Here is a 16,996-nt window from a genome sequence, read left to right on the forward strand (position 1 = left end):
CGAACCAGACGACAATGTCCGCGTTCCCCATCCGCCTCGAACGCGATGCCCGCCGTCCGTCCCGACCCCGTCCGCGACCCCGTTTTCGCCGCCTGCGTGGTGGTCCTGCGCCGCAACCTGCCGTTCACGCTGGCGGGCATGCTGCTGACCATGGCCCTGGTGATCGCGGCATTGCAGGACGTGGTGCCGCATGCGCAGCTGGCCTGGTGGGCGCTCGGCAACCTGGCGCTGTCCGCCTTGCGCTGGCATGCCATGCGCCGCTTCCGGCCGGTCGAGGGCGAGCCCGGCATCAACGACAACCCCCGGGTGCGGCGCTGGCGCCGCATCACGCTGGTCGGGGTGCTGGCCAGCGGCCTGGCCTGGGGCCTGCCGACGGCGTACTGGCTGCAGCACGTGCCGCTGCCGCACCAGATGTTCCTGATCATCGCGCTGCTGACCATGGGCACGGGCGCCATCTATGCGTACTGCATCGATCTGCCGGTCCTCTACAGCTTCCTGCTGCCGTACTTCCTGCCCATGCTGCTGATGCTGACGGCGCTGGATCAAACGCTGCTCACGGTGATGGGCGTCGCCGGCCTGCTGTACCTGGCCGTGTCGCTGACCTTCGCCCATCGCATGCATCGCACGCAGCTCGATTCGCTGAGCCTGCGCTTCGAGAACCTGGACCTGCTGCAGCGGCTGCAGAACGAGAAGATGGCGGCCGAACGCAGCGACCTGGCCAAGTCGCGCTTCCTGGCGGCCGCCAGCCACGACCTGCGCCAGCCCGTGCATGCGCTGAGCCTGTTCGTCGGCGTGCTGAAGGGGCATGCGCTGCCCGCGCAGAGCCGCCAGCTGGTGGACAGCATCTCGCGCGCGGTGCAGGCGCTGGGCGGCCTGTTCGATGGCCTGCTCAACCTCTCGCGGCTGGACGCGGGCGTGGTGCGTCCGCAGGTGCAGCCGGTGGCGATCGCCGACGTGCTCGATCGCCTGCATCACGAGTTCGCGCCGCAGGCGCAGGCAAAATCGCTGCGCCTGCGCTTGCGGCCGCTCGCGGCCACGGTCTCGTCGGACCCGGCGCTGCTGGACCGCATCCTGCGCAACCTGATCCACAACGCCATCCATCACACCGAGCGCGGCGGCGTGCTGGTCGGCTGCCGCCGAGACGGCGACGCGCTGCGCGTGGAGGTCTGGGACAGCGGCCCGGGCATTCCCTTGCACGAACAGGAGCGCGTCTTCTGGGAATTCCATCAGCTGGGCAACCCCGAACGCGACCGCGGCAAGGGCCTGGGCCTGGGGCTGGCGATCGTGCAGCGCACGGCCCGGCTGCTCGGCCATCCGCTGGGCCTGCGCTCCTGGCCGGGCCGCGGCACCGTGTTCAGCCTGACGCTGCCGCTGGCCGATCCCCAGGCGCAGGCCCCGGCCCAGGCGGACGAACCGCAGCCCGCCGCCTTGCCTACGCACGGCCGCGAGCCGCTGGTGCTGGTCATCGAAGACGACGTCCAAAGCCGCCTCGGCCTGCAATTGCTGCTCGAAGGGTGGGGCTACCGCGTGCTGGCGGCCGGCAGCGTCGATGAGCTGCTGTTGCAGACCGCGCAGGACATGGACCGCGTCTCGCTGATCATCAGCGACTACCGCCTGCGCGAGCACCAGACGGGCATCGACGCCATCAAGCGCCTGCACGAGGAATACAACGACGAGGCTATCCCGGCGCTGCTGGTCAGCGGCGACACCGACCCGCAGCGCCTGGCCGAAGTGGCCGAACATGGCTGGCCCATGCAGAACAAACCGGTCGATCCGGACCGGCTGCGCAGCACCATCGCGCGCCTGCTGGCCTGAAGCGCCGGATCCCGGGCGTCGGCCTCGGGATCCGGCCGCCGCCCGGACCAGGTTCCGCTTCCGACCTCAGGCCAGGTCGTAGCGGTCCAGGTTCATCACCTTGACCCAGGCGGCGACGAAGTCGCGCACGAACTTCTGCTGCGCGTCCTCGCTGGCATAGACCTCGGCCAGCGCGCGCAGCTGCGAGTGCGAGCCGAACAGCAGGTCGATACGGCTGCCCGTCCATTTGGGCTGGCCGGTCTTGCGATCGCGCCCCTCGAAGGCCTCGCGCTCGGGCGACAGCGGCTTCCATTCCGTGCCCATGTCGAGCAGGTTGCGGAAGAAGTCATTGCTCAGCGCGCCCGGCCGGTCGGTGAAAACGCCGTGCCGGTCCTGGCCCACCCGCACCTCCAGCACGCGCAGCCCGCCGATCAGCACGGTCATCTCGGGCGCGGTCAGGGTCAGCAGCTGCGCGCGATCGATCAGCAGCGCCTCGGCCGGCACCGCGAAGCGCGTCTTCAGGTAGTTGCGGAAACCGTCGGCCACCGGCTCCAGCGGCGCGAAGGAATCCACGTCGGTCTGTTCCTGCGTGGCATCCATGCGGCCCGGCGCGAAGGGCACGGTCACGTCGACGCCGGCCGTCTTGGCCGCCTGCTCCACGCCCGCACAGCCCGCCAGCACGATCAGGTCGGCCAGCGAGATCTTCTTGCCACCGGACTGCGCGCGGTTGAAGTCGGCCTGTATGGCTTCCAGCGCCTTCAACACCTTGGCCAGCTGCGCCGGCTGGTTGACCGCCCAGTCCTTCTGCGGCGCCAGCCGGATGCGCGCGCCATTGGCGCCGCCGCGCTTGTCGGAGCCTCGGAAGGTGGACGCCGACGCCCAGGCGGTGGACACCAGCTCGGACACCGACAGGCCGCTGGCCTGCACCTTCTGCTTGAGCGCCGCCACGTCCTGGTCGTCGACCAGCGGGTGGTTGACCTTGGGGATGGGATCCTGCCAGATCAGTTCCTCGGCCGGCACTTCCGGACCCAGGTAGCGGGCGCGCGGGCCCATATCGCGGTGGGTCAGCTTGAACCAGGCGCGGGCGAAGGCCTCGGCCAGTTCCTCGGGATGGTCCATGAAGCGGCGCGAGATCTTCTCGTAGGCAGGATCGAAGCGCAGCGACAGGTCCGTGGTCAGCATGGTCGGCAGCAGCTTCCTGGACGCGTCGAAGGCATGCGGAATCGTAGGCTGGGCATTCTTGGCCACCCACTGGTGCGCGCCGGCCGGGCTCTTGCTCAGTTCCCATTCATAGCCGAACAGGTTCTGGAAAAAGCCGTTGCCCCATTGCGTCGGCGTGGTGGTCCAGGTGACTTCCAGGCCGCTGGTGATGGCGTCCGCGCCCTTGCCGCTGCCATGGCTGCTCTGCCAGCCCAGGCCCTGCAGCTCCAGCCCCGCGTCTTCGGGATCGGGGCCCACGTTGGAGGCCGGCCCGGCGCCGTGCGTCTTGCCGAAGGTATGGCCGCCGGCGATCAACGCCACGGTTTCCTCGTCATTCATGGCCATGCGCGCGAAGGTCTCGCGGATGTCATGCGCGGCCGCGACCGGATCCGGATTGCCGTCCGGGCCTTCCGGGTTCACGTAGATCAGGCCCATCTGCACCGCGCCCAGCGGGTTTTCCAGATTGCGGCCCGACGGGGTCTTGCCTTCGCCCTTGCCGTAGCGCACGTCGCCGCCCAGCCAGGTTTTCTCATTGCCCCAATAGACGTCCTGATCAGGTTCCCAGCTGTCTTCCCGGCCGCCCGCGAAACCGAAGGTCTTGAAACCCATGGTCTCCAGCGCGACGTTGCCGGTCAGGATGAGCAGGTCGGCCCAGGAGATCTTGCGACCGTACTTCTGCTTGATGGGCCACAGCAGGCGGCGGGCCTTGTCCAGGCTGACGTTGTCGGGCCAGCTGTTGAGCGGCGCGAAGCGCTGCTGCCCCCGTCCCGCGCCGCCGCGCCCGTCGCCGATGCGATAGGTGCCTGCGCTGTGCCAGGCCATGCGGATGAAGAGCGGACCGTAGTGGCCGAAGTCGGCGGGCCACCAGTCCTGGGAATCGGTCATCAGCTTGGCCAGGTCCTTCTTCACGGCGGCCAGGTCCAGGCTCTTGAAGGCTTGCGCGTAGTTGAAGTCCTTGTCCATCGGATCGGACTTGCTGGAATGCTGGCTCAGCAGGTCCAGCCGCAGCTGGTTGGGCCACCAGTCCCGATTCGTCGTACCGCCGCCGGCGGTATGGTTGAAAGGGCATTTCGCTTCGCTCGACATGGGCGCTCTCCTTCGGTGATGGACGGCCGGGCGGGCCGGTCCGAACGACTATACGCGAGAGCACCATGCAGAAATATTTGATTGCTGCAATACGATCAATAGCTCATATCAATGAATATGTTCAGGATTCTTGATTTCATCAATGAGCCCGCCGGGCCCTTCCGCCCGGCTCCGGCCACGCGACCGCGGCTAGCGCTGCATGCCCCAGCGCCTGACCGTCAACCGCTCCAGCGTGTCGAAGCCCAGGCTTTCCACCAGCAGGCCGATGATGACCACGGCCGCCAGCCCGGCGAACACCTTGTCCGTGTACAGCTCGTTGCGGTTCTGAAAGATGTACCAGCCCAGCCCGCCCTTGCCGCTGGACGCGCCGAACACCAATTCGGCGGCGATCAGCGTGCGCCAGGCGAAGGCCCAGCCGATCTTCAGGCCGGCCAGGATGGCCGGCAGCGCGGCCGGCACCAGGATCCACAGCACGTAGCGCAGCCCCGTCAGCCCATAGTTGCGCCCCGCCATGCGCAGCGTCTCGGACACGCCCAGGAAGCCGGCGTAGGTGTTCAGCGCCAGCGCCCACAGCACGGAATGGATCAGCACGAACACCAGGCTGCCTTCGCCCAGGCCGAACCACAGCAGCGCCAGCGGCAGCAGGGCGATGGCGGGCAAGGGGTTGAACATCGAGGTCAGCGTGGACAGCAGGTCGCGGCCCAGGCGCGTGGACACGGCCAGCGTGGTCAGCGCGAAGGCCAGCGCCACGCCCGCCACATAACCCTGCACCAGCACCCGCAGCGACTGCCCGGCGCGCGCCGCCAGCTCGCCGCTGGCCAGGCCGGCCGCGAAGGCCTGCGCGGTCTGCCAGGCGCCCGGCAGCAGCAGGTCGTTGTCGGTCAGGCGCGCGGCCAGCTCCCACAGCAGGGCCAGCAGCGCCAGGATGAACAGCTTGCGCACGCCGGCGCGGGCCCACAGGCGCTCGCGCCAGGACAGCGGCGCCTCGGCGGTCTGCACGGGCAGCGGCGGCAGCGCGTATTCGATATCGGGACGCGCGGCCAGCGTATCGGCGTGGACGGAAGTGATGACGGACATGGCGGATCTCGGTGATCGCAAACTGTGGATATCGCGCGCGGCAGAGCCCGCGTATTGAACGAACGCGGCAATCAAGCCGCGCGGCGAATGACTGGCGCCAGCCTCAGGCGGCGACGCGGCGCTCGGCCTCGCCCGCCCGCGCGGACGCCTGGTCGAACAGCAGATCGTGAATGCGCCGCGTGGCCGCCTGGAAGGCCGCCGAGCCCTGGCTGTGCAGGCTGTGCGCCTGCGCGTTCAGCTCGGCGCGCACGCGGCCCGGATGCGGCGACAGCAGCAGCACGCGGCTGCCCAGCACCAGCGCCTCTTCGATGGAGTGGGTGACGAACAGCAGCGTGAAGCGCACCTCTTCCCACAGGACCATCAACTCTTCCTGCATGCGCCGCCGCGTCAGCGCGTCCAGCGCGGCGAAGGGCTCGTCCATCAGCAGCACGCGCGGCTGCATGGCCAGCGCGCGCGCGATCGCCACGCGCTGCTTCATGCCGCCGGACAAGGTGTGGGGATAGGCGTCGGCGAAGCCCGCCAGCCCGACCTTGTCCAGGTAATGCATGGCGCGCTCATCGGCCTCGCGCCGGCCCAGCTTGCGCGAGGCGATCAGCGGAAACGCGACGTTCTGCCGCAGCGTCTTCCACGGCGGCAGCTGGTCGAATTCCTGGAACACCACGATGCGGTCCGGGCCCGGGCCTTGCACCGGCCGGTCGTCCAGCGCGATGCGGCCTTCGGTCGGCTTGATGAAGCCGGCCACGGCCTTGAGCAGCGTGGACTTGCCGCAGCCCGACGGGCCCAGCAGGATGAAGCGCTCGGACGCGTGCACGTCAAAGCTCACCTGATGGGTGGCGCGCACGCGCCGTTCCGGCGTCTTGTATTCGAGCGACACCTTATCCACACGCAGCAGCGGACCTTGGTTTTCAGCGTTATCCACAGGGCTGGCGGAATGGATGGACATGTCGGTTCTCCTTGGTTCTACAGCCGCCCACCTCCAGACCTCATCGGGGCCGGGCTTTACCCTTAGCTGCCCTGGGCGGTGACGGCGTCATCGAAGAAATACTCGCGCCAGCTGGCCGGCGCCGTCTTGATCGCGCCCACCTTGTGCATGAACTGCGCCAGCGGGTAGGTGTTCTGCGGCGCCAGCTTGAACTGCACGTCGGGGTTCTTGATGATCTTGATGAGGAAGTCGCGGTCCAGCTTGGCGCCGGTCACGCGCAGGTAGATGTCGGCGGCTTTCTCCGGATTGGCGGTGGCAAACTCGGCGGCTTCCTGGAGCGCCAGCTGGAAGGCCTTGTAGGTCTTGGGATTGTCCTTGCGGAATTTCTCGGTGGCGAAGAGCACGGTGGACGAGCTGGGGCCGCCCAGCACGTCATACGAATTGAGCACGATGCGCGCCTTGGGATTCTCGGCCAGCTCCTGTTCCTGGAACGGCGGATTGCCGAAGTGGCCGGTGATCTCGGTGCCGCCGGCAATGATGGCGGCGGCGGCGTCCGGATGCGGCAGCGCCACCGAGATCTTGTCCAGCTTGTCGTAGTGCGCGTCGCCCCACAGCTTGGCCGAGGCCAGCTGCAGCACGCGCGACTGCACCGATACGCCGACGGCGGGCAGGGCGATGCGGTCGCGCTCGGTGAAATCGGCGATGCTCTTCACGTTGGGATTGTTGGTCACCAGGTAATAGGGGAAATTACCCAGCGAGGCCACGCCCTTGACGTTCTGCTTGCCGCGCGTGCGGTCCCAGATGGTCAGGAGCGGCCCCACGCCCGCGCCGGCGATGTCCACCGCGCCGGACAACAGCGCGTCGTTCACCGCCGAGCCGCCGGACAGCTTGGCCCATTCCACCGAGATATCCACACCCTCGGCCTTGCCATGCTTTTCGATCAGCTGCTGGTCGCGCGCCACGTTCAGCAGCAGGTAGACGATACCGTACTGCTCGGCGATGCGGATGCGGCCCTCGGCCCAGGCCGGCGAGGGCGAGGCCAGCGCCAGTACGGCGAGGACCAGGGCCAGGCCGGCGCTGGTGAGGACTTGCGCGACTCGGTCTTTTGCGGCGGCGGACAAACGCATGGTGTTCCTTGTGGATAAGTCGTGGTGCCGTGCGACGCGTGGATTCTGACGATGCGCGGGCGCGCTCAGAACGGCGCGTCGCCCTCGATGGTGGTGCGGTACAGCTTGCGGCGCAGATGGTCGGGCGTGCCGCCGGCCAGATGGATCAGCGAGCGGTTGTCCCAGAACACCAGATCATGCTCGCGCCAGTGATGGCGATAGACATGCTCGGGACGCACGCTGTGCGCGTACAGCTCGGCCAGCAAGGCGTCGCTTTCGTCCTGCGGCAGGCCTTCGATGCGGGTGGTGAAGCCTTCGCTCACGAACAGCGCGCGGCGGCCGTTCTCCGGATGCGTGCGCACCACCGGATGCGAGACTTCCTGCACTTGCGCCACCTGTTGCGCGCTCAGGTTCGGACGCCAGTTGCCTTCCTTTTGCAGCTGACCGTACTTGGCCAGGTAGGAGTGCACGGCGCGGCGGCCTTCAATCGCATTGCGCAGCGCCTCGGGCAGCGTGTCGTAGGCCAGGTGCATGTTGGCGAACAGCGTGTCGCCGCCTTCGGACGGCAGCTCCTGCGCGTGCAGCAGCGAACCCAGGCTGGGCAGCGCCTTGTACGAGATATCCGAATGCCAGTACTTGCCGGCGTCGCCCAGGCCCACCGGCTTGCCGTTCTCGATGATGTTGGAGACAGTCAGGATCTCGGGATGGCCGGGCAGGTGGAACTGATGCAGCACATGAATCATCAGCGGGCCGAAGCGGCGGCTGAAATCGATGTGCTGGCGCGGCGTGATGCGCTGATCGCGGAACACCAGCAGATGATGGTCCAGGTGCGCCTGATGGATGCGGGAAAAATCCTCGCGCGTCAGTTCGCGCGACAGATCCAGGCCAATGATCTCGGCGCCCAGCGGACCCGGCAGCGGGCGCAGCTCGAAGGCTTGCGGCTGGGCGGCTTGCGGTTCCGCGTGCGCATCCACATCGCGCAGCAGGGCATTGCTTTGGGGCATCGATCGCTCCTGGGCGTCCGGCGAATCGCCGGACCGGATTGGGGCGGCCCGGCGATGCGCCGGGACCAGGAACGATCGATTATGAAAAGCCGGCCTTGCAACGCAAACGAAGATATTGGCGTTTGAACAAAGCCTGGCGTCATAAGGCGCGGCGTCCGCTATGGGAACGCCGCGCCTTCATGTGGACAACTTATAAGCTAGTGAAAAATCGGCATGAAAGCCGCCACCCGCTACTTTTCCACAGGCAGGTAGGCCTGAACCAGCTTGACCCAGTACGTGGCGCCCACCGGCAGCAGCGCGTCGTTGAAATCGTAGTTCGGGTTGTGCAGCTGGCACGGACCCATGCCGTGATAGCTTTCCATGCGATGGTCGCCATCGCCATTGCCCAGGAACAGATAGGCGCCCGGCACTTTCTCCAGGAAGAACGAGAAGTCCTCGGCGCCCATGAAGGGCGGCATGTCGCGCAGCACGTGCTCGGCGCCGAACGCGTTCTCGGCCACCTGCGCGGCGAAGGCGGTTTCCTGTTCCCAGTTCACCAGCGGCGGATAGGCGCGCACGAAATCCAGCTCGCCGGTGCCGCCATAGACCTGCGGCAGCGTGGTGGCGATGCGGCGCATGTCGGCCTCGATCTTGTCCAGCGTTTCCACCGAGTACGTGCGCACCGTGCCGCGCAGCACGGCCTCGCCCGGAATCACGTTGTAGGCGTCGCCGGCGTGGATCTGCGTGATCGACAGCACTGCCTGTTCCAGCGGGTTCTTGCTGCGCGAGATCACGGTCTGCAAGGCATGCACCATGTCGGCCGCGACGATGATCGGATCCACCGAGGCATGCGGCTGCGCCGCGTGGCCGCCCACGCCCTTGATCACGATGTCCCAGCGGTTGCTCGACGCCATCGTCGGGCCGGCGCGAAAGCCGAACTGGTTCACCGGCATGCCCGGCATGTTATGGATGCCGAACACGGCATCACAGGGAAAGCGGTCGAACAGGCCGTCCTGCATCATGGCGCGCGCGCCGGCGTTGCCGCCTTCCTCGGCCGGCTGGAAGATGAACACCACGGTGCCGTCGAAGTCGCGGTGCGTGGACAGGTACTGCGCCGCGCCCAGCAGCATGGCGGTGTGTCCGTCATGGCCGCAGCCGTGCATGCGGCCGCTGATGGTGGACCGGTGCGCGAAGCGATTGTGCTCGGGCATGGGCAACGCGTCCATGTCGGCGCGCAGGCCCACGGTCTTCTTGCCGCTGCCGGCGCGCAGAATACCGACCACGCCGGTTTTCCCCAGGCCCGTGTGGACTTCCAGGCCCCAGCCGCGCAGCTTTTCGGCCACCAGCGTGGACGTGCGCGTTTCCTGGAAGGCGAGTTCGGGATGGGCGTGGATGTCGCGGCGCAGCGCGGTGAGTTCGGGATGCGCGCGTTCGATTTCGGCGATGGTCTTCATGGCGGGATCCAGCGGATTCAGACGGAAAAAAATAGAACAAGGCTGTGGATAAGCCAAGGGCGGAGATCTTTCAGGTGTAGCACGGCACGCCACGGCAAGAGAGCGTGTTTCCGGGAAAACCCCGGGATTTCAGCCACGATCAGCCGGCCTCCAACGCAGGCCGCCGATCAATGACTGCCCATCGACGGCCTTCGTTCATCGCCAGGCATCAACCACTGGCGCTGGCCGGCGCGGCCCCTTCATCGTTCAGATGACAGGCGCTGACATGCCCCGGCGCGATCGCGCGCAGCAAGGGCCTTTCGGTCTTGCAGCGCGACATGGCCTGCGGACAGCGCGGATGGAAGGCGCAGCCGGTCGGCGGATCCAGCGGCGACGGCAGCTCGCCCTTGATCGGCCGGTACGCGCGCCGGCCCGGCGTCAGCGTCGGCAGCTCCTTGAGCAGCGCCTGCGTGTACGGATGATTGGCGCGCTGGAAGATCTCGTCGGTGGGCGCCAGCTCGACCACGCGGCCCAGGTACATGATGGCCACGCGGTCCGAGATGTGGCTGACCACGCTGAGGTTGTGGCTGATGAACAGGTACGTCAGGTCCAGCTCGCCGCGCAGCCGCTCGAACAGGTTCAGCACCTGCGCCTGGATCGACACGTCCAGCGCCGCCACCGCCTCGTCGCAGACGATGACGGAGGGCTTGAGCGCCAGCGCGCGCGCGATGCCAATGCGCTGGCGCTGGCCGCCCGAGAACTGGTGCGGATAACGCTGCGCATAGCCTGGGTCCAGCCCGACCTGGCGCATCAGCCCGGCCACGTAATCGGCCTTGTCGCGCGCGGCCACCAGCTTGTGCGCCACCGGCGCCTCGCCGATGATCTCGCGCACCCGCATGCGCGGGTTCAACGAGGCATAGGGATCCTGGAAGATCATCTGCACGCCCAGCTCGTAGGCGCGCCGTTCCGGGCCCGGCAGGCCCTGCACCGGCTTGCCGCGATAGCGCAGCTCGCCCGCGCTGGGCGGCAGGATGCCCGAGACGATGCGGCCCAGCGTGGACTTGCCGCAGCCCGACTCGCCCACGATGCCGATGACCTCGCCCGGCATCACATCCAGGTCCACGCCGGCCACCGCGTGCACGACCTGCGTCTTCAGGCCCGCGCCCAGCAGGTTGGCGATGCGGCCGGCCAGGTCCACCGGCTGCACGAAGCGCAGCTCGACGCCGCGCAGCGACAGGATGGGCGTCGTAGCGTCATGCGTCATCGCGCGCTCCCGCGTGCCAGCAGCGCACCCATTGGCCGGGACGGATTTCCTGCGGCTGGGGCTCGGCCAGACAGGCGTCGCTCGCGCGCGGGCAGCGGCCCCGGAACGCGCAGCCTTGCGGCAGGTTGAGCAGCGAAGGAGTCATGCCCGGTATCGGTTCCAATGGCCGCCCGCGCGATTCCGGCGTGGGAATCGATGCGATCAGGCCGTGCGTGTAAGGGTGCATGGGATGGCTGATGACGGCCTCGGTCGTGCCGGTCTCCACCACGCGGCCCGCGTACATCACAGCCACGCGGTCGGCCAGCCCGGCCACCACGGCCAGATCGTGGGTGATCCAGATCAGCGCCGTGCCGGTGTCCTGGCACAGCTTCTGCACCTCGAACAGGATCTGCCCCTGGATGGTCACGTCCAGCGCCGTGGTGGGCTCGTCGGCGATGATGAGCCGCGGCGAATTCAGCAGCGCGATGGCGATGGCCACGCGCTGGCGCATGCCGCCGGACAGCTGGTGCGGATAGGCGCGCAGCCGTTCCTCGGGCGCGGGTATGCCGACCATGGCCAGCGTTTCCAATGCGCGCTTGCGCGCCTGGTCGCGCGATGCGCCGCCATGCGCCTGCACCGCCTCGATCATCTGCGTGTCCACGCGCAGCACCGGGTTCAGCGTCATCATCGGATCCTGGAAGATCATCGCGATGTCGCACCCGCGCAGCTGGCGCCAGCGGGCCGGCGCCGCGCCGCGCAGCTCCTCGCCGTTGAAGCGGATGCTGCCGTCGACGATGCGGCCCGGCTCGTCCAGCAGGCCCATCAGCGAGAAGCCGGTGATGCTCTTGCCCGAGCCGGACTCGCCCACCAGGCCCAGTATCTCGCCGGCCGCCAGATGCAGGTCCACGCCGTCCACGGCCCGGACCACGCCGTTGCGCGTGAAGAAATGCGTCTTCAGGCCGCGCACGTCGAGCACGGGTCCGGACGCCGCCGGCGACTTGTCCACAAGGTTTTCCTGCATCGCCTTCCCCTAGTCCGCGTTGCGCGGGTTGAGCACATCGCGCAGGTGGTCGCCCACCAGGTTGATGGCGATGATGGCCAGCGCCAGCGCGATGCCGGGGAAGAAGGAAATCCAGTACTGCCCGGACAGCAGGTACTCGAAGCCGTTGTAGATCAGCATGCCCAGCGAGGGCTCGGACACCGGCACGCCCACGCCCAGGAAGGACAGCGTGGCCTCCAGCGCGATGGCGTGCGCCAGGTCGATGGTGGCGATGACGATCAGGGGCGGCATGCAGTTGGGCAGCACATGGCGGAACAGCACGCGCCCCCAGCCCAGCGACATGCAGCGCGCGGCCTCGACGTATTCCTTGCCGCGCTCGACCAGCGCCGCGCCGCGCGCCGCCCGCGCGAAATACGCCCACTGCACCACGATGAGCGCGATGATCACCTTGTCCACGCCCTTGCCCAGGATCGCCAGCAGCATCAGCGCCACCAGGATGGCCGGGAAGGACAGCTGGATGTCGACGATACGCATCAGCAGCGCGTCGATGCGGCCGCCGAAGTAGGCCGCGATCAGCCCCACCGTCGCGCCGATGCCGAAGGCCGCCAGCACCGACACGGCCGCCACCAGCAGGCTGGTGCGCATGCCGTACAGGATGGCCGACAAGAGGTCGCGCGCCAGCCCGTCGGTGCCCAGCCAGTAGCGCATGGCGCCGTCGCCGCTTGCGCTGCCGGGCCTGAGCTTGGAATCCATGATGTCCAGCGCGGCCAGGTCATAGGGATTCTGCGGCGCGATCCACGGCGCCAGCAGCGCCGCGCCCACGATCACGACCAGCATCACCAGGCCCAGCAGGGCCAGCTTGTTGGCGCAGAAATCCGACACGAAGCGGCGCCAGGGCGTCTGTTCGGGGCGCGCGGCGGGCGCGCTGGCAATGGCGGGCGTGGTCATCGGCGGCCGTCCAGTCTGACGCGGGGATCCAGCACCGTGTAGATGATGTCCACCACAAGGTTGAGCATGACCAGGAAGAACACGATCAGGAGCAGATACGCCACCACCACCGGACGGTCCAGGTTGATGATGGAATCGATCAGCAGCTTGCCCATGCCCGGCCAGGAAAACACGGTCTCGGTGACCACGGCGAAGGCCATGACCTGGCCGAACTCCAGGCCGGCCACCGTCACCACGGGGATCAGGATGTTCTTGAGCAGGTGCACGCCCAGCACGCGGCGCTCTGACAGGCCCTTGGCGCGCGCGAACTTGATGTAGTCCATGGGCAGGGCCTCGCGCGTGGCGGCGCGCGTCACGCGGATGATCATGGCGCACTTGGCGAAGGCGATGGTGGCCGCGGGCAGCGCCAGGCTGGCCCAGCCGTCCAGCGTCAGCACGCTGAGCTGCAGCGAGCCGATGCTGACGGTCTGCCCGCGCCCGCCGGCCGGCACCCAGCCCAGCATCACGGCGAACACCATGATGAGCATCAGCCCGACCCAGAAGTTCGGCAGCGAGAAGCCCAGCACCGAGCCCGTCATGATGGCGCGCGAGCCGGGCGCGCGCGGCTTCAGGCCCGCCAGGATGCCCAGCGGCACGCCGATCAGCACCGACAGCAGCATGGCCACCGAGGCCAGCTCCACCGTGGCAGGCATGCGCTCCAGGATCAGGCGCATGGCCGGCTCGCCGGTCAGGAAGCTGTTGCCGAAGTCGCCGCGCACCGCCTGACCCATGAAGATCAGGTATTGCCGCCACAATGGCAGGTCCAGGCCCAGCGACGCGCGGATCGCCGCGCGCTGGGCCTCGGTGGCCTCCGGACTGGCCAGCATCGACACCGGATCGCCCACCATGTAGATGCCGGCGAACACCAGCGCCGACATCACCAGCATGACCACGACAGTCTGCAACAGCCTTCTTACGATAGTCGCCAGCACGTGAAACCGCCCGCTATGCGCGTTACTTCTTCAGGGTGGCGAACTGCGCGAGGGTGACCTGGTCGGGCCGGCCCTGGTAGCGGATGTCGCCCTTCATGGCCCACACCGACAGCTCGAAGTGCACCGGCAACATCGCGTAGTCGTCCATGGCGATGTTGCTGGCGCGCGCAAGCAGGTCGGCGCGCTTGGCATCATCCATGGTGGACGAGGCTTCCTTCACCAGCTCATCCATCTTGGGGTTGGAGTAGCGGCTGCGGTTGGTGGTGCCCAGACCCGCTTCCGGATTGCGCGTCACCAACAGCGCGGTCAGCGCATTGGACATCTCGCCGCTGGTCACCGACCAGCCCGCCAGATAGGCCGAGAACGCATAGGAATCGCGGTTCTTGAAGAACACCGGCGGCGCCATCGCGTCCACGCTGGTCTTCACGCCGATGCGCGTCCACATGGACGCGATCGCCTGCGCCACCTTGGAGTCGTTCACGTAGCGGCCCGAGGGCGAGCCCAGCGTGATCGAGAAGCCGTTGGGATAGCCGGCTTCCTTGAGCAGCGCCTTGGCCTTTTCCACATCGGCCTTGGGCGCCTTGGAATGCTCTTTGCTCGACCCGGACATGGGGTAGGGCAGCAGGTTGCCGGCGGGCAGCGCCACGCCGCCCATCACGCGCTCGACCAGCGCGTCGCGGTTGATCGCCAGCGACAGCGCCTCGCGCACGCGCTTGTCCTTCATCGGGTTCTTGTCCGTGCCCTGCACGCCGGGCGAGGGCTCGGCGTAGTGGTCCAGCGCCACGTACACCACGCGCACCGAGGGGGTTTCCTCGACGTAGAGCTTCTTGTCGCCCTTGAGCTTGGGCAGGTCGTCGGTGGGGGGATCCTCGATCATGTCCACGTCGCCGGCCAGCAGCGCGGCCACGCGCGCGGCGGGATTGCTGATCGGGCGGTAGATCACCTTGTCCCACTCGGGCTTCTTGCCCCAATAGCTGTCATTGCGCGCCAGCACGAACTCGGCGCCGCGCATCCAGGACACGAACTTGTAGGGGCCAGTGCCCACCAGGCCGTCGCCGCTGTTCAATTCCGTGGTGGTCTTGCCCTCGGCGGCCGGCCCGGAGGCGGCTTTCTTCGACATGATGGGCAGCTGCGCCAGGTTCACCAGCAGGTTCGGCGCCACGTCCTTGGTGGTGATGCGCAGCGTCATCGGATCGACGGCCTCGGTCTTGGCGACCGAACCCAGGTACAGCGTGAAGGGCGAGGGGCTGTTCGGCACCTTGGGCACGCGGTCATAGGTGAAGACCACGTCCTCGGCGGTGAAGGGCGTACCGTCCGAGAACTTCACGCCGGGACGCAGCTTGAAGGTCCAGACCTTGCCATCCACGGTCCAGGACTCGGCCAGCGCCGGCACCGGCTTCAACTGCGCGTCGGTGGCGACCAGCGTGTCGAAGATGGTCTGGGAGATCTGCGTGTTCGGCGTCAGCGCGTGGTATTGCGGATCCATCGAAGACGGCTCGGTCTTGAGCGCGATCACCAGATCGCGCGCCATGGCCGCGCTACAGGCGCCGAATGCCAACACCACCGCGGCACTGCCGCAGGCCAATACACGCGAAAACCGAGATGCCATCGTGATCTCCCAGGATTGTTTCGGGTTTTGAACCTCTAGCCGGGCACATTAACCAGCAACCAAGCGCTCGCGCAACAGTTATATTCCCTTATTGTTATCGCCTCGCACTATTGATTTCGCCATGTCAGTCCACGCCCCCATCGCCGCCATCGCCACCGCACCAGGAAGGGGCGGCATCGGCGTCGTGCGCGTTTCCGGTGCGGATCTGTCCGGATTGGTGCGCAAATTGTTCCAGCGCGACCTCACGCCGCGCCACGCGCACTACCTGCCGTTCAAATCGACGGACGGCGAGCTGCTCGACGAAGGCATCGCGCTGTACTTCCGCGCCCCGCATTCCTATACCGGCGAGGACGTGCTGGAGCTGCAGGGCCACGGCGGCCCCGCCGTGCTGCGCCGCGTGCTCGACAGCTGCCTGGCCGCCGGCCGCGACCAGGGCCTGCGCCTGGCCGAGCCCGGCGAGTTCACCCGCCGCGCCTTCCTCAACGACCGCATGGACCTGGCCCAGGCCGAGGCCGTGGCCGACCTGATCGACGCGTCCTCGGTGGCCGCCGCGCGCGGCGCCATGGCCTCGCTGTCGGGCGAATTCTCGGCCCGCGTCAACGACCTGTCCGACCGCATCATCCACCTGCGCATGCTGGTCGAGGCCACGCTGGATTTCCCCGAAGAGGAAATCGACTTCCTTGAAAAATACCAGGCCCGCCCGACGTTGGACGCGCTGGCCGCCGACCTCGGCCGCCTGATCGCCCAGGCCCGCCAGGGCGTGATCCTGCGCGAAGGCCTGCACGTGGTGCTGGCCGGCCAGCCCAACGTCGGCAAGTCCAGCCTGCTCAACGCGCTGGCCGGCGACGACATCGCCATCGTCACGCCCATCGCCGGCACCACGCGCGACAAGGTGGTGCAGGAAATCCATATCGACGGCGTGCCGCTGCACATCGTCGACACCGCCGGCCTGCGCGAAACCGAGGACACGGTGGAAAGCATCGGCATCGCCCGCAGCTGGCAGGAAATCGAACGCGCCGACCTCATCCTGCACCTGCAGGACGCCACCCAGCCCGGCGACGAACTCGACGCCCAGATCACCGCCCGCCTGCCGCCGCGCACGCCGATGCTGAAGGTGTTCAACAAGGTGGATCTGTTATCCACAGCTTTTTCCGCCGGGCCGGGCGAGCTGGGCATCTCGGCCAAGCGCGGACTGGGGCTGGACGCGCTGCGCGCGGAGCTGCTGAAGATCGCGGGGTGGAATCCGGGCGCGGAATCGCCGTGGCTGGCGCGCGAGCGGCATCTGCATGCGTTGCAGGCGGCGGCCGAGCATTTGGAACTGGCCGGGGAGCATGCGGAGCAGGATGACCGGGTACTGGATCTGTTCGCCGAAGAATTGCGGCTGGCGCATGACAGCCTGTCGGGGATCACGGGAAAGTTCACCAGCGATGATTTGCTGGGGGAGATTTTTTCCAGTTTTTGTATTGGGAAGTGAAACTGCTGCTGAAGCAGGCGGATCACTGTCGAACGCGCTTGGTCGAAGTGATAGGGACGGGTAGAGGAAAACCAATGACCCAACCAGACTTGAGCCTGCAACTGAACAGCCTGATCGCCACCTGGGAGAACGAGGTGGCGGAGTTCAAGC

Annotated in this window: 13 protein-coding genes; 2 read left to right on the forward strand and 11 right to left on the reverse strand. The window is 67.6% G+C overall.

What is annotated here, in order from left to right:
• Window positions 1–45: 45 nt before the first annotated feature.
• Entirely contained in the window at window positions 46–1,815 is a 1,770-nt protein-coding gene (locus tag ACEU5R_RS25745) for a hybrid sensor histidine kinase/response regulator (protein WP_392412574.1), read from the forward strand.
• A 66-nt stretch (window positions 1,816–1,881) separates the two neighbouring features.
• Here ACEU5R_RS25745 and katG read toward each other — a convergent pair whose 3' ends face one another.
• The 11 genes from katG to ACEU5R_RS25800 all read right to left on the reverse strand — a co-directional run bounded on the left by katG (window position 1,882) and on the right by ACEU5R_RS25800 (window position 15,372).
• On the reverse strand, window positions 1,882–4,080 hold the full coding sequence (katG, locus tag ACEU5R_RS25750) for a catalase/peroxidase HPI (RefSeq protein WP_392412576.1): 2,199 nt from the start codon (window positions 4,078–4,080) through the stop codon (window positions 1,882–1,884).
• 189 nt (window positions 4,081–4,269) lie between these two features.
• Window positions 4,270–5,157: an ABC transporter permease gene (locus ACEU5R_RS25755; RefSeq protein ID WP_103271807.1), complete on the reverse strand. Its 888-nt coding sequence runs from the start codon at window positions 5,155–5,157 to the stop codon at window positions 4,270–4,272.
• A gap of 103 nt (window positions 5,158–5,260) precedes the next feature.
• Complete coding sequence (locus ACEU5R_RS25760) at window positions 5,261–6,100, reverse strand: ABC transporter ATP-binding protein (protein ID WP_103271806.1); 840 nt, start codon at window positions 6,098–6,100, stop codon at window positions 5,261–5,263.
• A gap of 62 nt (window positions 6,101–6,162) precedes the next feature.
• Window positions 6,163–7,206, reverse strand: coding sequence for an ABC transporter substrate-binding protein (locus tag ACEU5R_RS25765; RefSeq protein WP_392412578.1), 1,044 nt, complete (start codon window positions 7,204–7,206; stop codon window positions 6,163–6,165).
• Between the two features lie 65 nt (window positions 7,207–7,271).
• Window positions 7,272–8,189, reverse strand: coding sequence for a TauD/TfdA dioxygenase family protein (locus ACEU5R_RS25770; protein WP_392412579.1), 918 nt, complete (start codon window positions 8,187–8,189; stop codon window positions 7,272–7,274).
• 230 nt (window positions 8,190–8,419) lie between these two features.
• A complete protein-coding gene (locus ACEU5R_RS25775) occupies window positions 8,420–9,622 on the reverse strand; it encodes a M20 aminoacylase family protein (RefSeq protein ID WP_103271803.1) in 1,203 nt (400 codons plus the stop codon).
• A gap of 208 nt (window positions 9,623–9,830) precedes the next feature.
• Window positions 9,831–10,865: an ABC transporter ATP-binding protein gene (locus ACEU5R_RS25780; protein ID WP_392412581.1), complete on the reverse strand. Its 1,035-nt coding sequence runs from the start codon at window positions 10,863–10,865 to the stop codon at window positions 9,831–9,833.
• Window positions 10,855–11,865 (reverse strand): ABC transporter ATP-binding protein, encoded by a 1,011-nt coding sequence (locus ACEU5R_RS25785; protein WP_392412583.1) that lies wholly within the window; start codon window positions 11,863–11,865, stop codon window positions 10,855–10,857. The genes ACEU5R_RS25780 and ACEU5R_RS25785 overlap by 11 nt, the downstream gene beginning before the upstream one ends.
• 9 nt (window positions 11,866–11,874) lie before the next feature.
• Window positions 11,875–12,792 carry an ABC transporter permease gene (locus tag ACEU5R_RS25790; protein ID WP_392412584.1) on the reverse strand — a complete coding sequence of 306 codons (918 nt, stop codon included), beginning with the start codon at window positions 12,790–12,792 and terminating at the stop codon, window positions 11,875–11,877.
• Window positions 12,789–13,763: an ABC transporter permease gene (locus tag ACEU5R_RS25795; RefSeq protein ID WP_392412586.1), complete on the reverse strand. Its 975-nt coding sequence runs from the start codon at window positions 13,761–13,763 to the stop codon at window positions 12,789–12,791. Before ACEU5R_RS25795 ends, ACEU5R_RS25790 begins: the two co-directional genes overlap by 4 nt.
• Before the next feature lie 22 nt (window positions 13,764–13,785).
• Window positions 13,786–15,372, reverse strand: coding sequence for an ABC transporter substrate-binding protein (locus tag ACEU5R_RS25800; RefSeq protein WP_392412588.1), 1,587 nt, complete (start codon window positions 15,370–15,372; stop codon window positions 13,786–13,788).
• A gap of 121 nt (window positions 15,373–15,493) precedes the next feature.
• Between ACEU5R_RS25800 and mnmE the strand changes: the two genes are divergently transcribed.
• On the forward strand, window positions 15,494–16,846 hold the full coding sequence (gene mnmE, locus ACEU5R_RS25805) for a tRNA uridine-5-carboxymethylaminomethyl(34) synthesis GTPase MnmE (RefSeq protein WP_392412589.1): 1,353 nt from the start codon (window positions 15,494–15,496) through the stop codon (window positions 16,844–16,846).
• Window positions 16,847–16,996: the final 150 nt, after the last annotated feature.

It is taken from the genome of Achromobacter sp. 413638 (assembly GCF_043119405.1).
Lineage (GTDB): Bacteria > Pseudomonadota > Gammaproteobacteria > Burkholderiales > Burkholderiaceae_B > Achromobacter.